The organism is Paenibacillus shirakamiensis (assembly GCF_017874255.1).
Lineage (GTDB): Bacteria > Bacillota > Bacilli > Paenibacillales > Paenibacillaceae > Fontibacillus > Fontibacillus shirakamiensis.
In genome coordinates this window covers 744,341-764,375 of record NZ_JAGGLD010000001.1, presented here as the reverse complement: position 1 = coordinate 764,375, position 20,035 = coordinate 744,341, and the positions used below count along the sequence as shown (strand labels likewise).

Sequence of the window (20,035 nt, the reverse complement as noted above, 5' to 3'; positions counted from 1 at the left end):
TTTCTCCTTTCAATTAGCGTTTTGTTCACGAAGCCAATTCTCTAAAAATTCTCTAGTTTCTCTAGCTGGAAAATACCATTTTGCTCCTATCTTCCTTTTCGGGAATCTTGGATCATAGAAAAACTGTTCCTGAATGAAATTCCAGCTCATGCAAGTTCTATGTTTTAACTCCGCCGTATCCCAAAACACATAATTAGAATCTAATTCATGGAGCATTTGATTCAGTTTTTCCTTGCATATTTCTAACACCTTGGATTCATCTAAACTAATTGAAATAAGACTACTCATAAACGATCTCCTTTCGATCTTTAAGCTGTGTTCTGATTCTCTGATTGGAACAAATACTCTAGCGAACAATCAGAAAAATAACAGTGTTTTATCTTGGATGCTTCGTCATAATAGAATCTCGATTTCCCATTCATCTTATCGCTGACAGTAGCGTACCTAACTCCAAGAAATTCAGCTATTTCCCCTATCGTCACATTGCTCTTAGCCATTTCTGCACGAAGGTTTTTGTACAACTTTGACACCTCCTTCCCATTGTTGAACGCAATTGCGTTTGGCTTGTCTCCAACTATAAACGGTATTGCGTTCACTGTCAACGCAATTTTAAATGTTTTTGTACGCAACTACGTATAAATTCTTATTTACATGATAATATTTATATTGTATGATTGATTTGTATACGGAATAGCGTACATTATTAGTATAAAGGAAGGCGGACTTAAAAGTGGAAAAAGCAGTTATTATTGATAAATTGATTGAAGAAATGGGTATGAGTAGACGTGCTTTCGCAGAAAGAATCGGTTTGCCAGCTACTACACTTCAATCCATGTTATCTAGGGGTGTGGGGAAGGCTTCAATAGACAACGTAATAAAAGTATGTAAGGGGCTTAGTATTACTACAGAAGAACTTGAACTGATGGCTAAGAGTGGAACCACAGATATCGAGGAGATCAGAAATTTAAATCCACTTAATAAAATGACTGAAGAAGAAATCCTTACTCTTGCGGCTCACCAAATCGGTCATGATGGACCTTTATCAGAGAAGGAAATGGAGCAGGTTAAACTTGCTATGAAAATAGCTCTTTCTAAAAACAAATAAACTACTTACAGCATACGCATCCTGGAGGACTCCTATATGCTCTCATACGATAATTTAGCGAAGGATTTAAATGATGTTTTACTGGATGATCGAGCTGATTTACCATTCAGGTTTAAGGGAATGTATATCGAGACTGATCATAAAAAGATCATTCTAATCAGCAAATACATAGATAGCTCACTTGAAAAGAAATGTGTACTAGCGGAAGAAATTGGACACTATCATAAAACAGTAGGTAACATTGTAGACCAGACTCAGATTATCAATACCAGACAGGAAACTGTAGCGCGAAGATGGGCTTTCGATAAGCTAGTTCCTTTAGACGGCATAATAAATGCATTTCATGATGGCATTGGTAACAGATTTGAATTGGCCGATTATTTAGAAATATCAGAAGATTTCCTTGAGTCTGCATTGGAATATTATAAAAGTAAATTTGGGGTTTTTATAAATGTTAATGAAAACTATACTATAAGATTCGATCCATTAAGAGTGATTAGATTCTTTAATTAAACTTGCCAATTCATCGCCGCAAGGCGATTTAACATAAATATAAATCGAACATATGTTCTATCAGGAGGGATATAATGGCTAGTTATAAGAAACACTCATCAGGATGGGAATATAGACTCAAGTACAAGGATCCATTGACTAAAAAAAATCGTGAGAAGTCAGAGCGAGGTTTTCGAACAAAACCTGAGGCAGCTTTAGCTGTTGCAGAGTTTTTACGTAATCTTAAAGCAGGAGTTGGATTGTCTGAGAATGAAAGCTTAGCAAATTATCTCAACGTTTGGCTTAACGAATACAAACGCGGAACTGTTCGCAAAAATACGCTTCTATCACATGAGAACAATATCAAAAATCACATATTACCTTATTTTCAAAATCTTTTGCTAAATGAATTAAATCCAGAACTTTATCAAATTTTTTTAAACCACCTATCTAGGTCCATGAGTAAAAGGACTGTTGAAATCATTCATACCACTATGACAAATGCAATGAAGAAAGCATTGATACTTCGAAAAATTCAGTATAACCCATGCATTGGGGCCGAGATAAAAGGAGAACAAAAACAACAGGAAATCAAGTTTATTGATTCCAGTAATATCCCTTTATTTTTACAGAACTCCCGAAAATACGGTTATATTTACTGGATATTTTTCAAAGTGCTTATAGAAACAGGCATGAGAAAAGGAGAAGCTGCTGCTCTTAAATGGAACGACATAGATTTAAAGAATAAAACTATAAAAATTGATGAGACTCTTGACTTTGCAGCTAAAGATAATTCCGAGTTATTCGGAGACCCAAAAACATTTCGGTCTGCTCGAACAATTCGAATCAGTGAATCTCTCATTAATAATTTGAAATATCATGCTAATTGGCAAAATCAAAACAAGCTAAATCTGACTGATATATATCGCCATGATCTGAATCTAGTTCTTTGTCGTGAAGATGGTAATTTTATGCCGAAGTCTTCCTTATTCAATGCATTCGAACGTATATGCAAGCGATCCAATTTATCTAAACTACCGATCCACTCTCTCAGACATACATGTGCAGTACTTTTACTTGAAGCTGGGGTTGACATGAAGTACGTTCAAGAACAACTAGGACATGGTAGTATTCAAATTACTTCGGACGTGTATTCTCACATTTCTAAAAAAATTGAAGAGCGGAATATTGAACGGTTTGAAGAGTATACCAAAAATATTTTGAATCCATCTTTAGAAATTGGGGGGCATATCGGGGGCAGTTAGTAGGGCTAACCTTCGTTTTAACAATAACCAATAAAAAATAAAACCCCTGACGCTTACAGCGCCAAGGGATTTCTCGATTAATACAATGTAAGATACTGATCGCGTTCCCATTGGTGAACTTGAGTACGGAAGATATCCCATTCAATTTCTTTTAGTTCGTAGAAGTGAGATACAGCATGATCTCCTAGAGCTTCTGTAATAACTTCGCTGCGAATCAGCTCGCCTAGGGCTTCCTTAAGATCAGCTGGAAGGCTTGGAATGCCTTCTTCTACACGCTCTTCTTCAGACATGATATAAATGTTACGGTCGATCGGATTAACGAGTGGCAATTGGTTTTGAATTCCATCCAGTCCTGCTTTAAGCATTACAGCAAGCGCCAAGTAAGGATTAGCAGCAGGGTCTGGGTTACGAACCTCTACACGCGTACCCAAGCCACGAGATGCAGGAATACGAATCATTGGACTCCGGTTACTTGAAGACCACGCTACATAGCAAGGCGCTTCATAACCTGGAACGAGACGTTTGTAAGAGTTCACAGTTGGGTTCGTAATAGCAGCGAAAGCTCTCGCATGTTTAAGAATACCCGCCATATAATAACGTGCCGTTTCACTTAAACCTAATTCATCACTATCTTCAAAGAATGAGTTCACATCGCCTTTGAACAAAGATTGATGACAGTGCATTCCTGAACCATTTACGCCAAACAATGGTTTGGGCATGAACGTAGCGTGCAATCCATGTTGACGAGCAATCGTTTTGACTACTAATTTAAAGGTCTGAATCTGATCCGCAGCTTTCACTGCATCAGCATATTTAAAATCAATTTCGTGCTGTCCTGGTGCAACTTCGTGGTGGGAAGCTTCAATTTCAAAGCCCATTTCTTCTAACGTAAGTACGATTTCGCGACGACAATTTTCCCCAAGATCTGTTGGAGCCAAGTCGAAGTATCCACCTTGGTCATTCAGCTCTAGCGTAGGATTACCTTTCTCATCCGTCTTGAACAAGAAGAATTCAGGTTCTGGACCTACATTCATAGATGTATAACCAAGATCTTTAGCTGCTTGTAGATTACGTTTGAGGATACCACGTGGATCTCCAGAGAATGGCGAACCATCCGGCATGTAGACATCACAGATGAGGCGAGCTACTCTATTTTGAGCAACCCAAGGGAAAATCACCCATGTCTCCAGATCAGGATACAAATACATATCAGATTCTTCGATGCGGACATAACCTTCAATCGATGAACCATCAAACATCATTTTGTTGTCGAGAGCCTTCTCTAACTGACTTACTGGAATTTCCACGTTCTTAATCGTTCCTAGCAAATCGGTAAATTGTAGGCGGATAAAACGTACGTTTTCTTCCTTGGCGATACGTAGAACGTCTTCTTTCGTGTAACTCACAGTACCCTCTCCCTTTGGATTACATTTTGGTTAAATCTATAATTACTTAAAAAAACGGGATAGTTCCCCTTGAATAAGAGAAACTTGACCAGGTCGTTTACCCGTGACTAACTGCTGTTTTAACATACGATAGAGCTGAGAGTCCGTCAATACCTTGCGTTTTTCTTCTGTGTCATGGGTAATCACCGTAGCTTCGGTAGATTCCTTGGTCATCGGATTCATGACTTGCTTAATTCCTGCAATATTAACGCCTTTGTCAATCAGGGCTTTAATCTCAAGCAATCGCTCGACATCGTTAAAGGAGAACAGTCTCTGATTCCCCGAAGTACGAGCAGGAACAATCAGATTATGTTGTTCATAATAGCGAATTTGTCTAGCTGACAAATCAGTAAGTTTCATTACAATACCAATGGGAAACAAGGCCATATTTCTACGAATTTCATCAGCCATCGCAATCAACCTTCCACTCCATAATCTTAATATCATTTTATGTGATATAGTCTCACATTGTCAATCACATGTTAGGAATCCTTACAATAAATTTCGATCTTTCATGGTTTGAAGGGCTGTAAGTAACCCGAACTTAACATGTGAATAGGTTAGTCCGCCTTGCATATAAGCAATATAGGGTTCACGAATGGGAGCATCTGCTGAAAGCTCAAGGCTTCCGCCTTGAATAAATGTTCCCGCTGCCATAATCACAGGATGCTCATACCCCGGCATATCCCATGCTTCAGGAACAACATGTCCATCCACTGCGGCGGCCCGCTGTATGCCTTGAACGAATGCAATGAGATGTTCGGCACTACTAAAAGAGATTGCCTGAATGAGGTCTGTACGAGCTTCATGCCAAGCTGGCTTGCTTTCAAAACCAGATTTCTCAAATACAGCCGCTGCTAAAATGCTTCCTTTTATCGCTTGTCCCACTAAGGTTGGAGCAAGAAACAGTCCCTGATAGATTCCACGAGTAGTTCCTAACATGGCACCTACTTCTCCACCTATTCCTGGAGCTGTGAGCCGATAAGCAGCTAACTCCACATAGGCCGCTTTACCACAAATGTAACCTCCGGTCTCAGCAATGCCTCCACCCGGATTTTTAATAAGTGATCCTGCTATGAGATCTGCCCCTACCTGTGTAGGTTCATGCTCTTCCGTGAATTCACCATAACAGTTATCTACGAATACAATCACATCGGGCTTGATTTGCTTCACTCGCTTAATCATTTCTTTAATGTCTTGGACAGTAAATGAACTTCTCCAGTCGTATCCACGAGAGCGCTGGATCCCGATTACTTTAGTTGTAGGCTGTATAAGAGCCTCTACCTTCTTCCAATCTATGGAGCCATCTTCTTGCAAGGCAGCTTCTTGATAGCGGATTCCAAAGTCCTGCAAAGAACCCGTCCCATCTCCTGGATAGCCAATTACCTTATGTAATGTATCGTAAGGACGTCCGGTAATATATAAAAGTTCATCTCCTGGTCGTAATACACCGAATAAGGCCGTGGCAATCGTATGCGTACCCGAAGCAAAATGGGGTCTTACTAAAGCAGCTTCAGCGCCAAATACATCCGCATAGACCAAGTCCAGCACTTCACGTCCTCGATCATTATAGGCATATCCGGTAGAACCTGCAAAATGAAAATCACTGACTTGATGCTTCTGAAAAGCTTCAATTACTTTCCACTGGTTGTGATCCACAATCGAATCCACAATTTTAAACCGAGGCTGTACTTGCTCCTCGGCTTCAGATAACCAACTTTTAATTTGTTCTGTAAATCCTGCCATGCTGTCTCTCTCCTTTTATGCCGTAACCAAACCTCACATACCATTTACATATTAATTAAGATTGTGAGGGTTCCTCGTGAATTATAAATTCCTTCAATTGATAGCCATATTTATCATAATCTATTTGATTCAAACGAACTTCAAAGATCAAATCATCTTCTTCAACTTCCTGACGAACTACATCCCCCACACGGTACATGGTAGAACTAAGATCTCCACGTGCCGCAGGAATACGGAAAAGAGCCGTGTCTCCGGTTAGATTTTCTTGAATCGTATTTCGAATTGTCACTAAATCCTCTTCATTGTATGCACTGATCTTGAGGTGCTGCGCATCAGTCTGAAGATGTTCTCTTTGCTCTGCACTACAAAGGTCAATCTTGTTAAATAATACGATTTGAGGTGTATTGCTGGCTCCTAGTTCATTCAATATATTATCGACAACGGTCATTTGCTCATCTCGACGTTCTGAAGAAGCATCTACGACTTGAAGGATAAGATCCGCTTCATTTACTTCTTCCAAAGTAGCTCGAAATGAGGCCACTAGGTTATGAGGAAGATTCTGAATAAAGCCAACCGTATCCGTAAGCACTACTTCTTTGCCTGAAGGAAGCACTAGATTACGAGAAGTCGGATCCAGCGTTGCAAACAATTGGTTCTCAATATACACATCTGCTTCTGTCAACTGTTTGAGCAGAGTAGATTTACCGGCATTTGTATAACCGACTAAGGCTATTTGAACTACACCTGTTTCTTTTCTTCGCTCCCGGTGTAGTTTGCGATGACGGGTAACCTCATCCAGTTGCTGCTTCAGGTCACTAATTCTGTCACGGATGTGACGGCGATCGGTCTCTAGCTTGCTTTCTCCGGGTCCTCTTGTACCAATTCCCCCACCTAGCCTGGACAAATTTTTGCCATGCCCAGATAATCTAGGCAGTAAGTAGCTATGCTGAGCGAGTTCAACCTGAATGATACCCTCTCTGGTCTTGGCCCGTTGCGCAAAAATATCCAAAATTAATTGAGTTCTGTCAATGATCTTAACATCCAGTGATTCTTCCAAGTTACGGACCTGAGCCCCTGATAATTCCTGATCAAAAATGGCCGTGTTAGCATCCAAAGCTAAAATAGAAGCTCGAAGTTCTTCAACTTTCCCTTTGCCGATGAACCACCTTGTATCTGGAGTCTCTTTGTTCTGAACGAGAACATCTGCAATTTCCACTCCTGCGGTCTCCGCAAGTTGAACGAGTTCTTCTAAGGAATATTCGGGATCAATCCCGCTGCGCTTGACTTCATTGGTAACCAGACTGACCAGCACTGCCCGATCGGGCAGCGTGGTCTTGGTCTCAAATGTTGAATTTCTCATTCTTATGTGCTCCTTTGTTGTGACCCATCTTTTTTTGATTTTTTTAAAGCTTCTTGTCTACTTTATCAAACTTCAGATCTTCGGTTCGAAGGGTCATCAGTTCTACTTTACCCGGGGAACTATGTCCATAATGCTGCAAAAGGCGTACTGCTTGATGGCGTATGGCTCGTTCAATGAGATTCCGTACATAACCGCGCGTTACTGAACGCATGATAGCTCTCTATCTTCTCAGCTACCAAATGTTGCTTTAACTTGAGTATCGCCTGCGGCATCAAGATATAATCTCGCTCTTTGACTATACTTTCAGAGATTTGAATCAATTGATCCATCGAATAATCTGGAAAGTCTATTTGTATGGGAAACCTAGATGGCAATCCAGGATTCGTGTGTAAGAAAAAATTCATTTCATCCGAATAACCTGCTAGAATTAATACAAATTGATTCTTATGATCTTCCATAGCTTTGACAAGCGATTATATTTTCATGTTTATTATACATTGAGTATTCGCCTTCAAGTCCTGAATCTGAAATTATTCTATAAACTGTTTCAATTTTCTTCCCTTCATGTAGAATAACTCTTTCTATAAAGACACTCAAGATTTCTCTTTTCTCATGTATAGATAAATCCTCTTCAATTTTTCTTTCATATTTCTTGAGCATTGAAATAGATAAGTCAATCTGATCATCAAGAAATTGAGGTGCTTTCAATTTTTCATTTATTACTGAAATTTCATTATCCAAATCTTCAAGTTCAATTGTCAATGGATTTAACTTGTTGTTTAAGTCTTGCTTAGTTTTGATCACTCCAGAGGCATAAAGATCAATATATCGGTCTTTAGCTGCTTCCTTATTTTTATATTCGGAAGTTAAACTAATTTTAGCTTGTTCTAGTTCCGACAGATGAGTCTGATCAGATGATTGTGCTATCAGTTGCTTTATTAGCTGTTCTGGATTTCTAATTGTATTTTTTAATTTTTCCCATATTATTCCATTAACAAAATCTACTCTCCAGTTATAACCCCTACAAATTTCATTGTGAGTTCCAGTTGAAACGCTATATGACTTTTTTGATTTTCTTGTACATGTGTAGTATTTTAATAAACCTTTCTTGGTTTTAGTTGTTACACCAGAACTCACAGATGCACCGCTATTATGTTTCAGTATAATATTTTCATTATTAGTTTTAGGATGCAATAAGTCAGATGAATTAAACAAATTAGATTCTAATGGAAGTACATTTTTATTCGATAAAATTCTAGCGGGCGCTACTTATGATGAAATTAAAGAATTGATTGACTCAGGTGCAAAAGTATACATCTATGATAGTGGCAACCAAACCCCTTTTACTCTAGCGGTTAAAGCTATGCCAGAAAATATTCAGATATTGAAGCTTTTATTAAATTCAGGGGCATATAAACACACAAAGCTTCGAAGGGTACACTGAGATCATGTATGCTATCATCGGAAATAAAGATAATTTGTTCAATTTCCTTTTGGATAATGGAGCTAATCTAAATATTAAGAATAATAATGACGATGATTCTGTCCTTCTTGCTGCAAGACACAAGAGATATGATCTAATTGACAATATGATTGCTAAGGGAGCCTCTACAATTGCAATAAACAACGATGGTGACAGCATGAAAGATTTAACAAATCCTAAATGTCAAAAGTGAAAAACAAGATAAATATTTAAGCGAGAATCCAGGTGAACCAACAATAGGTATGTCTATCGACCAATTAGCTAAATCTTCATGGGGAAAACCTAAGAAAGTCAACAAGACAATAATTGCAAATTCAGAATTTCAACAATGCGTTTATTCATCTATAACACTCTTCCACATACTGGACAATAATTTATTTTTATTCCATAGAGCGAGTACGGTACATTTCCACCAATAGAACTATCTTCCAACCAATTACAACTATTGATAAACACACTATAATCACTCAAACGAATTTTCATGAACGGATCTCTATCTTTTAGAGGCATACCTGAGTAGTATTTACAGTTTTCTTCTGTTCTATGGTTTTCAATAAATTACAAATAAGCTATCTGCTGCCTGAATTCTACCTTCCGCTCTAAACGAATCTTCAGGTAGAATGTGATGATAAGTTAAGATATCATCTACCCCTCTGACTCGTTTAATATAATCAGTTTCCCAAACGATTAATCTATCAATCATACAACCTTCCACTTTTCTTAATCAAATATGCATTTTTCAAAGTATTCTATATAAAATAGAATACATCCAATTAAGAATTAAAGACATAAATCTTCAATTTATGATTCATATTTGTCATATTTAGTTAATTATAACTATTAATTATAAAAAGATACATTAAAAGGAGGATTATTTATGAAGAAAAAAATAAGCAAAGCAATTCTAGCAAGCGCATTATTATCTCTTTCAGTAGGCTCAGTTTCTTACGCACACTATTATTCTGGTGGATTTGACCTATATTCTATGAGTTATAGATTAATTGATTCTGCCGGTAGTACGGCTTTTAGCAAAGCTGCATCTAATTGGACAAGTGCTGTAGGTACAACAATAACAAAAAATTCAACATCTTTAAACGCTGGTCATTATGGAGAAATGAATTATGGTTGGTTTGGATTGTATGATCCAACTGGTTCCCCAACTAAATACTTCCACATCTATGTTAATACCACTGCTATTCACAGTTATCAAGGATGCAATAGTAATCCCGGCGCATGCGCAATAAGTACGACTACACATGAATTCGGTCATGCGCAATACTTAAATGACATTGAAACCGGATTTGGAGACAATGCTATAATGAGTTACCAAAGAGATAGAACAAAAACAACCGCTCCACAACAACATGACATTAACGATATACGTTCTTATAGAACTGGTGCAACTTCAAAAGACAATGCAAACTCATACAACCCAGAACCACATGCTGATTGGCCTGAATTTAAGTTTGATGAGCTTGTATCTAAACAATCAGATTTAGTTGTGCAAGTTAAAGTTTTATCTAATCAAGAAAAACCAGCAGTAGAAGGTCTTCCTCCGGCGCGCCTTTCAAAGCTCCAAGTTATTAATACAATTCAGGGTAGCGCGCCTAATGAGATCACCTTAGATCAGGCTTTAGATTTTGTTAAAATAGGAAAAACATATATTTTGGTTTTAAAAAAAATTGGGGACTATTATTACGAAAGTGATAAAAATTCTGTTATATTAGAAGAAAATGGATCATATAATAGTAATATTCCAGATTTCAAGAAAAGATTTACCGAGTTTAATACGTTTAAATCATCTTTTACAATTAAAAAATCAAGTTTATAATACTTTAATGGTGAAGTATGAATCTATGCTTCTTCATCTTTAATTCTAAAGGGAGATGAAGTAATGAGGATAACAAAAAGAACAAAAACATCATTGTTGTTAGTTTTTATTGTTATATTACTTAGTTCTTGCCAACCTTCAAGTAAAAAAACTATCGAGGATAGTAAAGCTACTGGTGACTGGCCTGTTTATAGCTTTGAGGAGCTTGTCTCGAATTCAGACTTAATTGTCTATGGAGAAATAACCAATACTGAGAATGTTGATGGCAGCCCCTCATCACAAGTTTCTAAAATGAGCGTTTTAAAAGTATTAAAAGGATCTGAAAAAAATAAATTAATACCCATCAAATTATCAGATCCTAAGTACTATGTTAAGCCCAAAGCTAAGTACATCATGTTCTTATCTAAGGAAGACTCCTATTACACTCAAAAAACATATAATTCTCTCTTAATAGAAAATGATGGAATTATTTCATCTGCTCTTCAAGGTTTACAAGGGGATTTTAAAACCGATGAAGTACAGAAGAAAATTTTAGATGCCCTCACTAAGTTATAATTTATATTTTCTATAATAAAAAGAGGCTGGGGACAACTCTGCTTCTTTTTATTATAAAACACGCATTTCATTTAAAACTCACTTCAATCCCCGAAGATAAATCTCGTCATATGTCCAATCGTATTTTTCCTTAAGTCTGACAACTCTATCAAATAGTTTTGACTTACCCTATTCTTCCTAGTTCTTCGGCTGATATTAAATAGCCGATCTACCTCTTTTGAATAAATTTCATATAATTTTTTAACTTTCTCATCAGACATTAGCATTCTCCTCTCATTGTGAAACTTGCCTTCCATCAATTATCTCGCCATCAAAGCAGCAACTATAACTGCAAAACATGTAGTAAAGAAATATGACCTGAACATTAATTTCATTCTATTAAATTTAAAAATAAGTTTTGCTGGATAGTAATACAAAATTAAAATAAGCAAGAGACCAGCAGCTATGCTCCAATATTCTTTCATTAATCATTTATCCCAAACCACACTTCTAACTCAAAATCATAATGTGGCTTCAAAGTAAACAATGTCTTGCCTGACTGTCTGACATATCTTACGCAGTTACCAGTACCGTCCTTCGTGCCATTCCATGCAGCAACCAGAATGCGACTCTGATCTACCATGACTCATTACGCTTCTGCATCATAGCAGCATGATGATCCCCAATGTTAACTCCATCCACTCGATATTCAGACAATTCATCTTCATCTGCAACTTTGAGCATTCTTCTATACCATTGCTGTGTTTCTCTGTCGCTCCATTTAATCTCCTGATTCTTAAATGGTACAGCAACTATGTTCTGAATACTTAAATATGTTTTTTAATCCATTAACAGTCCAGAAAGCTATTTGATCAAAGCCTATTGCCCCACCTGAAATGAATCTCTCAGTATTTTCATTCTCTATTCAGTCAATCAATATAGGTTCAAGTTTATTCTTTATGTATCTAGCTTGATCACCGGCTAGACTGTAGCAATTACCTAACTTAATGAGTCTATGACCCTTAAAACGAGCTGTCTTATGCTCAAGCTCTTCTTTAATTTGTGACTGTTTTCTACTCGCTTCGATTCGTTGTTTCATCTCAGCTTTGCCTTTAGGGGTATTGAGTTTTGCGAAATCGATCAATTATACTTGCATCTCCCTTCTTGAAAATTTACTGAATTCTAATTACATTGTTATGGAGCAATCTCTGCTTGTCTGGCAATTCAACATCATGATGAAAATGTCCAAAGAAACATTTGTCATACTCTAACTTAAATTTCATATAATGAAGTATCTGTGCGTCTGATCTTTCTCCTTTGGATGTCATAGTGCTGCTCGATCCAATTTAAGGCATCTAGAGAGCATGTATGAGTTAGAACGTAATCCACTACCCAGTGATTGTTATCAAGACTCCTACGGGACATGCTCATGGTAATGCCTTTTCCTTTTACAGCTTTCTGGTACGCAAAGGATGTATAGACGCTGCATTGGTCGCTATGTAGCAACATTTTCTCCTGTTCCGGAAGTTGGTTTAACGTATCCAACACCAAAGAGGTATCTTGTTTATCTGCTATACTGTAAGCCACAATCTCCCCGTTGTACAAGTCTAGAATGCTGGAGAAGTACAACATCTTACCGCCAAATGGCAAATAGGTAATGTCCGTAACGAGTTTTTGCATAGGGGCTTCTGCATAAATTTGTCGCTTGAGTAGATTTTCTGAGGGGTGTACAGGTTGCCCTTGGACCTTTCGTTTTTTCAACTTCACGCGGCACTGAAGCCCCTCACGCTGCATAATCCGCTGGACTCGTTTGTGATTTATACGTTGCTCTACCTGAAGGAGCGCCGTAATTTTCCGGTACCCATACCGGAATTTATGACGGATACAAAGTTCCCGGATTCTCTCCTCCGCTTTGTCTGTATGCTTTGTCCCCACAGCTGCTTTCCAGCGGTAGTAAGTCGCTCTTGCGATTCCGAGCCATCTACAAGCCTCAGATACCTTCACTTCGTCTCGAATGGATTCGATCCAAGCAATGGCGACCTCTGGTTGTACCTCCTTTCCAACTCCTCGTACTTTTTTAACAAGTCTAATTGTTGCTTCAAGAATCGGTTTTCTGCCTTTACTTTTTCGAGCTCCTTTGAGTGCTCCGGACCTTTTCCATAGCTGTACTGCTTACCTACTGGCTGCTCTAGACGATGGCATTCGCCTTTTCTATACCATCTCATCCATGTCTTTAACTGTGTCTTGTTCCGTATCCCGAGCTGCCCCATAACCTCTTTCACAGGTACCCCTGCCAATCTTATTTCTATAGCTTTCATCTTTATTTCCACGGGATAACTTACTCTGGTTGCCAATGCAAAAACACCTCCAAGATTATCTCCCTATCTTACGACAAGGTTCCATTTTCTTGAAGGTGTTTTGATTTGTCTCACGTTATGGGGTCAGTCCCCCCCTTCTAAGGATTTCCCTATGAGGGGTTCTTTTCACGAAATAATATTTGATGCCTTAAGATCATTACTAGCAATTGATATAAGATCATTTGGTAAAAGAAGCATCAAGTCCTGTTTTAATAATTTAGTGTGTCTGCCCATTAATCTAACAGCTTGATGACGAATTGATTTTTCAATCAAATTTCTAATGAGTCTGGCATTGCTAAATATGGGTTCATTGATTTTCTCATCTAGTATCATTTCTTTTAGTTTTCTAATGGTTAGTTCAGTTAAGGCGTAGTCTCGTTCTTTAACCATACTTTCAGCGATTTGAATTAATTGATCAAGTGAATAATCAGGAAAATCAATTTGTATCGGAAACCTTGATGGCAATCCAGGATTAGTATTTAAGAAAAAATTCATTTCGTTAGAATACCCAGCAAGTATGATTACAAGATCATCACTTTTATCTTCCATTAGTTTAACTAAACAATCAATAGCTTCTTTGCCAAAGTCTTTTTCCCCACCACGCGCCAGACTATAAGCCTCATCTACAAAAAGAATGCCACCCATAGCCTTTTTCACTAGTTCTCTAGTCTTCTGAGCCGTATGACCAATATACTCTCCTACCAGATCCGCACGCTCTGCCTCTATAAAATGACCTTTACTCAATACTCCCATCCGTTGGAACATTTTTGCGACGATTCTTGCTACGGTTGTCTTCCCTGTTCCGGGATTACCTTTGAATAACATGTGATATGAATGTGAATCTATTCTTAATTCAGCCTCTTTGCGTAATTTTTCGACTTGTATTAAAGCATATATTTCATAAATTACATCTTTTACCTTGTCCAGACCAATCATTGAGTTAAGCTCTTCAAATAAGTCCATAATTGATTCAGTTTGATCAAATTGAATTGATGATTCTTTCGTTTCTTCAGAAGCAAATGTATCATTTGCTTTTTTAAACGTAATGTTCATTCGAGATTCATTAATGGTTATCTGTCTAAGACCTACTCCCAATTTAAGCACCTCGCATTAACATGATTAAGGTTAAACTGTTCTTATTAAGAATATGAGAAGAAATAAGTGGGCTCATATCAATTTTTGACCAGTTTAATAGATTCAGTTTTTCTACCCAATCCTTCACTTAAGACTGCTCTGGAGTACGGAGGACTAAAACCATAATTTTGGTATATCCCACTATAGGAAAGTTTTAATTCATATCTAAGTTTATAAATTGTGCAGAAATCCTTCTGTCTTTTTAAGTAAGCTCTTTCTTTCACAGTATATTTAGGTATGTTGTATTTTTCAAATAAATTTTTAATGTTCCACCAATCAATATTTAATTTGCGGCCTATTTCTTCAAAAGATAGTAATTCTTCTCGATATAATTTAATCATATCTTCGAGATCATCTTCGTAATAGTCGGGCTTTGATCTAAAATCTTCGCCACCCCACTTAGGTTTTCCGGTTTGCATCGAATCAGAAACATAAATAATTACACACTCGCTTTGACAAGCGTATCAATAGCCTCTTTGCCAAAGTCTTTTTCCCCACCACGCGCCAGACTATAAGCCTCATCTACAAAAAGAATGCCACCCATAGCCTTTTTCACTAGTTCTCTAGTCTTCTAAGCCGTATGACCAATATTCTCTCCTACCAGATCCGCACGCTCTGCCTCTATAAAATGACCTTTACTCAATACTCCCATCCGTTGGAACATTTTTGCGACGATTCTTGCTACGGTTGTCTTCCCTGTTCCGGGATTACCTTTATAGATCATATGATACACTTGGGACCCCGCTTGCAGACCTGCTTCAGAACGCATCTGAGTCACTTGAAGCAAAGCAAAAATCTCATAGACCAGATCTTTAATATTGTCCAGCCCAATTAACTGGTCCAGTTCCTTTTGTATCTCTGCAAATACACCTTGCTGATGAACAATCGCCTTGGATGTGACCGCCGTATCAGCCTCAGGGATCGCTTGGGAAATCACCGGAGGTTCTGCACTACGAAGAATGACATTGATTTGTCTCGAAGGTCTATCTTCAGAACGGCCGCTTGTGGCCATAACACGCCCTTGCATGCGGCATCACCTCTTTTTAGAGTAAAAGAACTACTACTGTTAAGAGTGTATTCTATCTTAGGGCAGGTTATTAGAAGTTTTCCGTCAGTTTCCATTTGGTATAAGCAAGGATTTCCCGGCATCTATAATAGAATTGATTAATGACCTTGGATTCAATAAGCGATACTTGAGGATGTGTGTAATTCAAGTATGTAGCGATCTCTAAAGCTCTACGACCGTGAAACGTGTGTGTGATGATGATAGCTGTCTTGAATTGATGTGATTTCATAATCTGTTGACTATATTGTAAATTTTCTACTGTACTTGTAGAGCGATCTTCTAAGAGAACCCGCGCCGCCGGAACTCCTTTACTCTTCAGAAAATTAGCCATCCCCTGCGCTTCACTTACTGTATTCCCTGTATCATACCCTCCCGACACAATGAAATAGGTGAACGATCCCCGGTTATATTCATACAGCGCTTGATTCAGTCGTTCTGCTAGCCCGGGACTGGGTTGGTCTCCCCACAGCGCAGCTCCCAACACAATACCTACATCTGCTTTTTGTGGTATTTCAGAGGACGAAGGGATACTTTGCAGTCGATAGGCGACGAACCCGCACCACACTAGACCTAATATGATTAGTACGCCAATCCCAGATAATAAGCGAAATACGTTGCGATCACGAATCCGAAGGTTCATCGGTTACCTCCAAAAACCCATTTTTCCGATGTTCTAAAGACATCATGAAAAAGGGAAAGGTATGAGCATCTATGGCATGCAATACATCACGGGTAGTGGCCGAAGCCATCTCATAATCTCGAGCGGTAATTAAGCGCTGGTGGAGTGCATCATCTAGTTCATCTTGATCTAGCAGGAATACTTCACCATTCCTGAGTACCACAATATCAAGATAAAGATCATCAAACCAAGGCACGCCCTGATCGGTAATCCCTTGATTTTTACACACATCGATATACCACTCTATGATTTCCTTCTTATCATCAAACATAGCTGTCACAATATAGTGGGAGTTTTTGGGGTAGTATTGTAACCAGGAATATCCCTTATCTGCAATACGGAAGGTGTGTCCACCATAAGTTTTCCAAAGGGGTTCCCTTAATGCGTAAATGCTGTAAAGCGTAATATATCCCGTAAAAGCCTCACTCTCCACATACTTGGAAGTGAAATTCCTGCGGGTGACCCGGCGCCAATTGGCTCGGTCTCCAAATTTTCTTTTCATGAAAAATTACCCTCTCACTTTCATGTTATGTTCAGCTTACCATATTTTTTTAAGACACTCAAAATGAATGATTCACGGAGCAAACGTTGGCAAAGCTTTGAGCGTAAGGGATGAATCTATTTCAAATGGCAAAAAGACTGCTTTCACCGTCAGTTTTCCTGACAGCGATGCAGTCTTTTGCTGGGCGTTTAGGGTGAGGGAGTCGTTGTGGCCCCAATACCTTGCGTAGACTTCCCGGTAGTAGTTCCACCATTATCGGTGGTTCCACCAGGAGCTAGTGCACTCGGATCTTTAGGGGTAGTAGGTTCAGTTCCAGTTCCTTGACTATTTCCGGATCCATTGCTACCACTATTCCCCTGACCACCATTGGTGTTTCCACTGTTCCCATTTCCATTGGTGTTTCCTTGATTGTTATTACCGTTGTTGTTATTTCCTTGATTATTATTTCCGTTGTTATTTCCATTGTTGTTTCCTTGATTGTTGTTTCCATTGTCGGTATTTCCGTTATCTGTGTTCCCATTACCGTTGTTGCCGTTGTTATCGTTGTTTCCATTATTATCTTCATTTCCATTACCAGGTTCCGTTGTTCCTGTTCCGTTATCTCCGCCTTCAGGAGGTGTAGGATCTGGTTGTGGCTCTGGCTCCGTAACTGGAGGTTGCTTCACTAAAGTAGACACAGCAGCGGTTCCTGACCGCTCACTCTCAACCCCAGAATTCGTATCGAAGAACGTCACGGCGTACACATAATTAGCATTAGGAAGAACTGTAACATCTTCAGCAGAGGTCGATCCTGTAATTAATAACTGAGTAAAGTCAGCTTCTGAAGCTTCTTTACGATAGACGCGGTATTGAATTCCAGGTGTGTCTACCCCTGTCCAAGATAGTGCAACTGTCCCTGTGTTTTCATTAAATGTTCCTGAAAGACCAGTTACGGTCTTCGACGGTTCTTGAGGTTTCACTTGGGGTTCATCTTGAACTCCCTTAGGCACCGGGAACGGCTTCACAGGTACATTCTTCAATGCTTCATTCATAATTGTTGCGAATAAAGCTGCAGATTGACCACTACTTCCTTTAAGAAGATGATCTTTATCGACTTTGTCATATCCCATCCACACAGAAGCAGTCCACTCTGGTGTGTACCCTACAAACCAAGCATCTCGATTTCGGCTACTGTTCAGCCCTTTAATCCCGTGTTGAGTTGTACCCGTCTTTCCTGCTACGGGACGTGAATTGTCCAGCTTGGCCCGCTTACCTGTGCCACTGTTTACGACTTGTTCCATCATTTGTGTCATGTCATAAGCTGTTTTATCTTTCAATACTTTTTCTGATTTGGATGCATTATAGGTATATACCTCTTGGCCATCTGGACCTACAATACTCTTTATTGAATAGGCCTCATTATAGGACCCTCCGTTAGCGAATACACTGTAAGCTTCAGCCATCTCCAGTACATTTGTACCTTTTGTTAGTCCACCCAACGCTATGGCTAAATTCTGATCGCTAGGGTCCATAGTGATACCCATACGCTTCGCGTATTCAACACCTGTCTTTACGCCGACTTGATTCAACAGCCACACCGCAGGAATATTCGCGGATTCTTCAAGTGCAGATTGCATACTAATCGTCTTCGAATATCCGTGTAAGTTCTTCGGACAATAACTGCCGAAACATTGGGATTCATTGCTAAGCATAGAATTTTTGCTGAATTTGCCCGTATCCAGTGCTGGTGCATAATCTGCAATGGGCTTAAATGCTGAACCTGGTTGTCTGCGCGCTTCTACACGGCTGTACCCCTTACGCTCATAGTCACGTCCTCCGAGCAATGCAATCAAACTTCCGTTCTCATGATTCATAATGACCACAGATGCCTGAACTTGTTGGTCGTCCTTACTCTTCTCAAAATTATCATCATCTGCGAAAGCTTTTTCTACAGCGGTCTGAGCCTGTTTGTCCATGGTCGTATAGATCTTATATCCACCACGGTTTATCTGATCCTCGGACAGTCCCGTCTTATCCTCAGCCTCTTTCAATACATAATCTTTAAAAGCTAGGTACGCCTGACTCTTAGTAGGTGGAGTAAAGTCATAATCGACTTTCTTAGCCTCATCCCGCTGAGCTTCTGTAATATAACCCTGTTCAGACATCAGATCGAGTACTACGCCTCGGCGTTTCTTCGATAACTCTGGATTCGTTACAGGATTATAAGCGGATGGCCCCTTGGGTAAAGCAGCCAATGTGGCAATTTGCCAAACTTCTAGCTTTTTCAAATTACTTATGCCAAAATAACGAATCGATGCAGCTTTAATGCCATAGGAGCCTTGACCAAAGTAAATACGATTCAAGTACATCGTCAAAATCTGATCTTTCGTGTTGTTATTTTCGAGTGCCATGGCAATGGACACTTCGGTGGCTTTTCGGAAAAAAGTCTTATCTCTTGATAAGAAAATGTTCTTAGCCAATTGTTGGGTAATGGTGCTTCCGCCTTCGACCTTGGAGCGAGCAACGACATCCTTCACCGCTGCACGGCCGATCGACCACAGGTCAACCCCAGCGTGTTCATAAAATCGCTTGTCTTCCGTTGCTACAAAAGCTTCCTTCACAAGCTTAGGAATATCTTCGCTCTTTGCAGGTTCACTTTTCGTAATCGAAATTTCGCCCATCAAATTTGCCGAACGATCATATACCTTGGACGTCTCATAGATGGTCAGTTTATCTTGATTCTCGCTTAGAATCTTTTCACCATTAATGGAGATAAAAATGTACCCGCCGATGGCGCAAATTACGGCAAAGGCCATGGTGAAAAATAAGGTCCAGAGTACCTTTTTCGTCGTAACTTTTTTCTTTTTCTTCACAGGCGTGGGTTTATTCGTCTTCTTGTCCCCAGAAGGGGTCTGTGACCTTGAAAGCCTTGGTGATTTATTGTCTGTCGACATGGTTCTGTCCGACTCCCTTCAGATCTGTCTCTTCTCTATCTACGAATATCAAAAGAAAGAACAACCCTACGAATCAGGTTGTTCCCTCCTTCATCCTTATTAC

Annotated in this window: 22 protein-coding genes and 3 pseudogenes; 7 read left to right on the top strand and 18 right to left on the bottom strand. The window is 39.1% G+C overall.

The genetic code is table 11. The annotated features are described in order from the left end of the window. Positions 1 to 9 precede the first annotated feature (9 nt). Together J2Z69_RS03625 and J2Z69_RS03620 are read right to left on the bottom strand one after the other, a co-directional pair. Positions 10 to 288 (bottom strand): group-specific protein, encoded by a 279-nt coding sequence (locus J2Z69_RS03625; protein WP_209859210.1) that lies wholly within the window; start codon positions 286 to 288, stop codon positions 10 to 12. 20 nt (positions 289 to 308) lie between these two features. After that, the gene (locus J2Z69_RS03620; protein ID WP_209859209.1) at positions 309 to 521 is read right to left on the bottom strand and encodes a helix-turn-helix domain-containing protein; all 213 of its coding nucleotides are present in this window, start codon (positions 519 to 521) and stop codon (positions 309 to 311) included. Between the two features lie 209 nt (positions 522 to 730). Here J2Z69_RS03620 and J2Z69_RS19365 point away from each other — a divergent pair. The 3 genes and pseudogenes from J2Z69_RS19365 to J2Z69_RS03605 all read left to right on the top strand — a co-directional run. After that, positions 731 to 955: pseudogene (locus J2Z69_RS19365) on the top strand (helix-turn-helix domain-containing protein); the annotation flags it as partial. Between the two features lie 186 nt (positions 956 to 1,141). Next, on the top strand, positions 1,142 to 1,618 hold the full coding sequence (locus J2Z69_RS03610) for an ImmA/IrrE family metallo-endopeptidase (protein ID WP_209859207.1): 477 nt from the start codon (positions 1,142 to 1,144) through the stop codon (positions 1,616 to 1,618). 74 nt (positions 1,619 to 1,692) lie between these two features. Further along, positions 1,693 to 2,862, top strand: a complete 1,170-nt coding sequence (locus tag J2Z69_RS03605; RefSeq protein ID WP_209859206.1) for a tyrosine-type recombinase/integrase — start codon at positions 1,693 to 1,695, stop codon at positions 2,860 to 2,862. A 77-nt stretch (positions 2,863 to 2,939) separates the two neighbouring features. Here the strand turns inward: J2Z69_RS03605 and glnA are convergent, their stop codons facing one another. From glnA to J2Z69_RS03575, 6 genes and pseudogenes are all read right to left on the bottom strand, one after another. Continuing rightward, entirely contained in the window at positions 2,940 to 4,268 is a 1,329-nt protein-coding gene (glnA, locus tag J2Z69_RS03600) for a type I glutamate--ammonia ligase (RefSeq protein ID WP_209859205.1), read from the bottom strand. Positions 4,269 to 4,310: 42 nt separating this feature from the next. Then, on the bottom strand, positions 4,311 to 4,718 hold the full coding sequence (locus J2Z69_RS03595; protein ID WP_209859196.1) for a MerR family transcriptional regulator: 408 nt from the start codon (positions 4,716 to 4,718) through the stop codon (positions 4,311 to 4,313). Positions 4,719 to 4,799: 81 nt separating this feature from the next. Continuing rightward, positions 4,800 to 6,053 (bottom strand): methionine gamma-lyase family protein, encoded by a 1,254-nt coding sequence (locus J2Z69_RS03590; protein WP_209859194.1) that lies wholly within the window; start codon positions 6,051 to 6,053, stop codon positions 4,800 to 4,802. Positions 6,054 to 6,108: 55 nt separating this feature from the next. After that, positions 6,109 to 7,413, bottom strand: a complete 1,305-nt coding sequence (gene hflX, locus J2Z69_RS03585; protein ID WP_209859192.1) for a GTPase HflX — start codon at positions 7,411 to 7,413, stop codon at positions 6,109 to 6,111. A gap of 43 nt (positions 7,414 to 7,456) precedes the next feature. Then, positions 7,457 to 7,886: pseudogene (locus J2Z69_RS03580) on the bottom strand (AAA family ATPase); the annotation flags it as partial. Further along, positions 7,858 to 8,550, bottom strand: a complete 693-nt coding sequence (locus J2Z69_RS03575) for an HlyD family secretion protein (protein ID WP_209859190.1) — start codon at positions 8,548 to 8,550, stop codon at positions 7,858 to 7,860. The gene J2Z69_RS03575 and the pseudogene J2Z69_RS03580, both read right to left, overlap by 29 nt. Here J2Z69_RS03575 and J2Z69_RS03570 point away from each other — a divergent pair. The 4 genes from J2Z69_RS03570 (at position 8,522) to J2Z69_RS03555 (ending at position 11,282) form a co-directional block, all read left to right on the top strand. Further along, positions 8,522 to 8,857 (top strand): ankyrin repeat domain-containing protein, encoded by a 336-nt coding sequence (locus J2Z69_RS03570; RefSeq protein WP_209859188.1) that lies wholly within the window; start codon positions 8,522 to 8,524, stop codon positions 8,855 to 8,857. The genes J2Z69_RS03575 and J2Z69_RS03570 overlap by 29 nt on opposite strands. A 4-nt stretch (positions 8,858 to 8,861) precedes the next feature. Next, on the top strand, positions 8,862 to 9,089 hold the full coding sequence (locus J2Z69_RS03565) for a hypothetical protein (protein ID WP_209859186.1): 228 nt from the start codon (positions 8,862 to 8,864) through the stop codon (positions 9,087 to 9,089). 684 nt (positions 9,090 to 9,773) lie between these two features. Continuing rightward, entirely contained in the window at positions 9,774 to 10,727 is a 954-nt protein-coding gene (locus J2Z69_RS03560) for a hypothetical protein (protein ID WP_209859184.1), read from the top strand. Positions 10,728 to 10,790: 63 nt separating this feature from the next. Continuing rightward, entirely contained in the window at positions 10,791 to 11,282 is a 492-nt protein-coding gene (locus J2Z69_RS03555; protein WP_209859182.1) for a hypothetical protein, read from the top strand. A gap of 463 nt (positions 11,283 to 11,745) precedes the next feature. Here J2Z69_RS03555 and J2Z69_RS03550 read toward each other — a convergent pair whose 3' ends face one another. The 10 genes and pseudogenes from J2Z69_RS03550 to J2Z69_RS03505 all read right to left on the bottom strand — a co-directional run bounded on the left by J2Z69_RS03550 (position 11,746) and on the right by J2Z69_RS03505 (position 19,932). Then, complete coding sequence (locus tag J2Z69_RS03550; protein ID WP_209859180.1) at positions 11,746 to 11,904, bottom strand: hypothetical protein; 159 nt, start codon at positions 11,902 to 11,904, stop codon at positions 11,746 to 11,748. Positions 11,905 to 12,186: 282 nt separating this feature from the next. Next, positions 12,187 to 12,405, bottom strand: coding sequence for a hypothetical protein (locus tag J2Z69_RS03545; protein WP_209859177.1), 219 nt, complete (start codon positions 12,403 to 12,405; stop codon positions 12,187 to 12,189). A 128-nt stretch (positions 12,406 to 12,533) separates the two neighbouring features. Further along, a complete protein-coding gene (locus J2Z69_RS03540; RefSeq protein ID WP_342591559.1) occupies positions 12,534 to 13,352 on the bottom strand; it encodes an IS3 family transposase in 819 nt (272 codons plus the stop codon). Next, positions 13,262 to 13,615 (bottom strand): hypothetical protein, encoded by a 354-nt coding sequence (locus tag J2Z69_RS03535; protein ID WP_209859175.1) that lies wholly within the window; start codon positions 13,613 to 13,615, stop codon positions 13,262 to 13,264. The genes J2Z69_RS03540 and J2Z69_RS03535 overlap by 91 nt, the downstream gene beginning before the upstream one ends. Before the next feature lie 129 nt (positions 13,616 to 13,744). Beyond that, positions 13,745 to 14,671, bottom strand: a complete 927-nt coding sequence (locus tag J2Z69_RS03530; protein WP_209859173.1) for an AAA family ATPase — start codon at positions 14,669 to 14,671, stop codon at positions 13,745 to 13,747. A gap of 119 nt (positions 14,672 to 14,790) precedes the next feature. After that, on the bottom strand, positions 14,791 to 15,171 hold the full coding sequence (locus J2Z69_RS03525; protein WP_209859171.1) for a hypothetical protein: 381 nt from the start codon (positions 15,169 to 15,171) through the stop codon (positions 14,791 to 14,793). Positions 15,172 to 15,200: 29 nt separating this feature from the next. Next, a pseudogene (locus J2Z69_RS03520) lies at positions 15,201 to 15,779 on the bottom strand (AAA family ATPase); the annotation flags it as partial. A gap of 70 nt (positions 15,780 to 15,849) precedes the next feature. Continuing rightward, on the bottom strand, positions 15,850 to 16,458 hold the full coding sequence (locus tag J2Z69_RS03515) for a YdcF family protein (RefSeq protein WP_209859168.1): 609 nt from the start codon (positions 16,456 to 16,458) through the stop codon (positions 15,850 to 15,852). Beyond that, positions 16,439 to 16,999, bottom strand: a complete 561-nt coding sequence (locus J2Z69_RS03510; RefSeq protein WP_209859166.1) for a ribonuclease FAU-1 family protein — start codon at positions 16,997 to 16,999, stop codon at positions 16,439 to 16,441. Before J2Z69_RS03510 ends, J2Z69_RS03515 begins: the two co-directional genes overlap by 20 nt. 188 nt (positions 17,000 to 17,187) lie before the next feature. Continuing rightward, positions 17,188 to 19,932, bottom strand: coding sequence for a transglycosylase domain-containing protein (locus J2Z69_RS03505; RefSeq protein WP_209859164.1), 2,745 nt, complete (start codon positions 19,930 to 19,932; stop codon positions 17,188 to 17,190). Positions 19,933 to 20,035 lie beyond the last annotated feature (103 nt).

What these genes read in the sequence shown, in the direction of transcription:
- J2Z69_RS03555 (WP_209859182.1), top strand. Translation starts at nt 10,791, where the DNA reads ATGAGGATAACAAAAAGAACAAAAACATCATTGTTGTTAGTTTTTATT.
- J2Z69_RS03505 (WP_209859164.1), bottom strand. Translation starts at nt 19,932, where the DNA reads ATGTCGACAGACAATAAATCACCAAGGCTTTCAAGGTCACAGACCCCT.
- J2Z69_RS03525 (WP_209859171.1), bottom strand. Translation starts at nt 15,171, where the DNA reads ATGCAAACCGGAAAACCTAAGTGGGGTGGCGAAGATTTTAGATCAAAG.
- J2Z69_RS03530 (WP_209859173.1), bottom strand. Translation starts at nt 14,671, where the DNA reads ATGAACATTACGTTTAAAAAAGCAAATGATACATTTGCTTCTGAAGAA.
- J2Z69_RS03565 (WP_209859186.1), top strand. Translation starts at nt 8,862, where the DNA reads ATGTATGCTATCATCGGAAATAAAGATAATTTGTTCAATTTCCTTTTG.
- J2Z69_RS03605 (WP_209859206.1), top strand. Translation starts at nt 1,693, where the DNA reads ATGGCTAGTTATAAGAAACACTCATCAGGATGGGAATATAGACTCAAG.
- J2Z69_RS03595 (WP_209859196.1), bottom strand. Translation starts at nt 4,718, where the DNA reads ATGGCTGATGAAATTCGTAGAAATATGGCCTTGTTTCCCATTGGTATT.
- J2Z69_RS03625 (WP_209859210.1), bottom strand. Translation starts at nt 288, where the DNA reads ATGAGTAGTCTTATTTCAATTAGTTTAGATGAATCCAAGGTGTTAGAA.
- J2Z69_RS03515 (WP_209859168.1), bottom strand. Translation starts at nt 16,458, where the DNA reads ATGAACCTTCGGATTCGTGATCGCAACGTATTTCGCTTATTATCTGGG.
- J2Z69_RS03610 (WP_209859207.1), top strand. Translation starts at nt 1,142, where the DNA reads ATGCTCTCATACGATAATTTAGCGAAGGATTTAAATGATGTTTTACTG.
- J2Z69_RS03550 (WP_209859180.1), bottom strand. Translation starts at nt 11,904, where the DNA reads ATGGTAGATCAGAGTCGCATTCTGGTTGCTGCATGGAATGGCACGAAG.
- J2Z69_RS03590 (WP_209859194.1), bottom strand. Translation starts at nt 6,053, where the DNA reads ATGGCAGGATTTACAGAACAAATTAAAAGTTGGTTATCTGAAGCCGAG.
- hflX (WP_209859192.1), bottom strand. Translation starts at nt 7,413, where the DNA reads ATGAGAAATTCAACATTTGAGACCAAGACCACGCTGCCCGATCGGGCA.
- J2Z69_RS03510 (WP_209859166.1), bottom strand. Translation starts at nt 16,999, where the DNA reads ATGAAAAGAAAATTTGGAGACCGAGCCAATTGGCGCCGGGTCACCCGC.
- J2Z69_RS03560 (WP_209859184.1), top strand. Translation starts at nt 9,774, where the DNA reads ATGAAGAAAAAAATAAGCAAAGCAATTCTAGCAAGCGCATTATTATCT.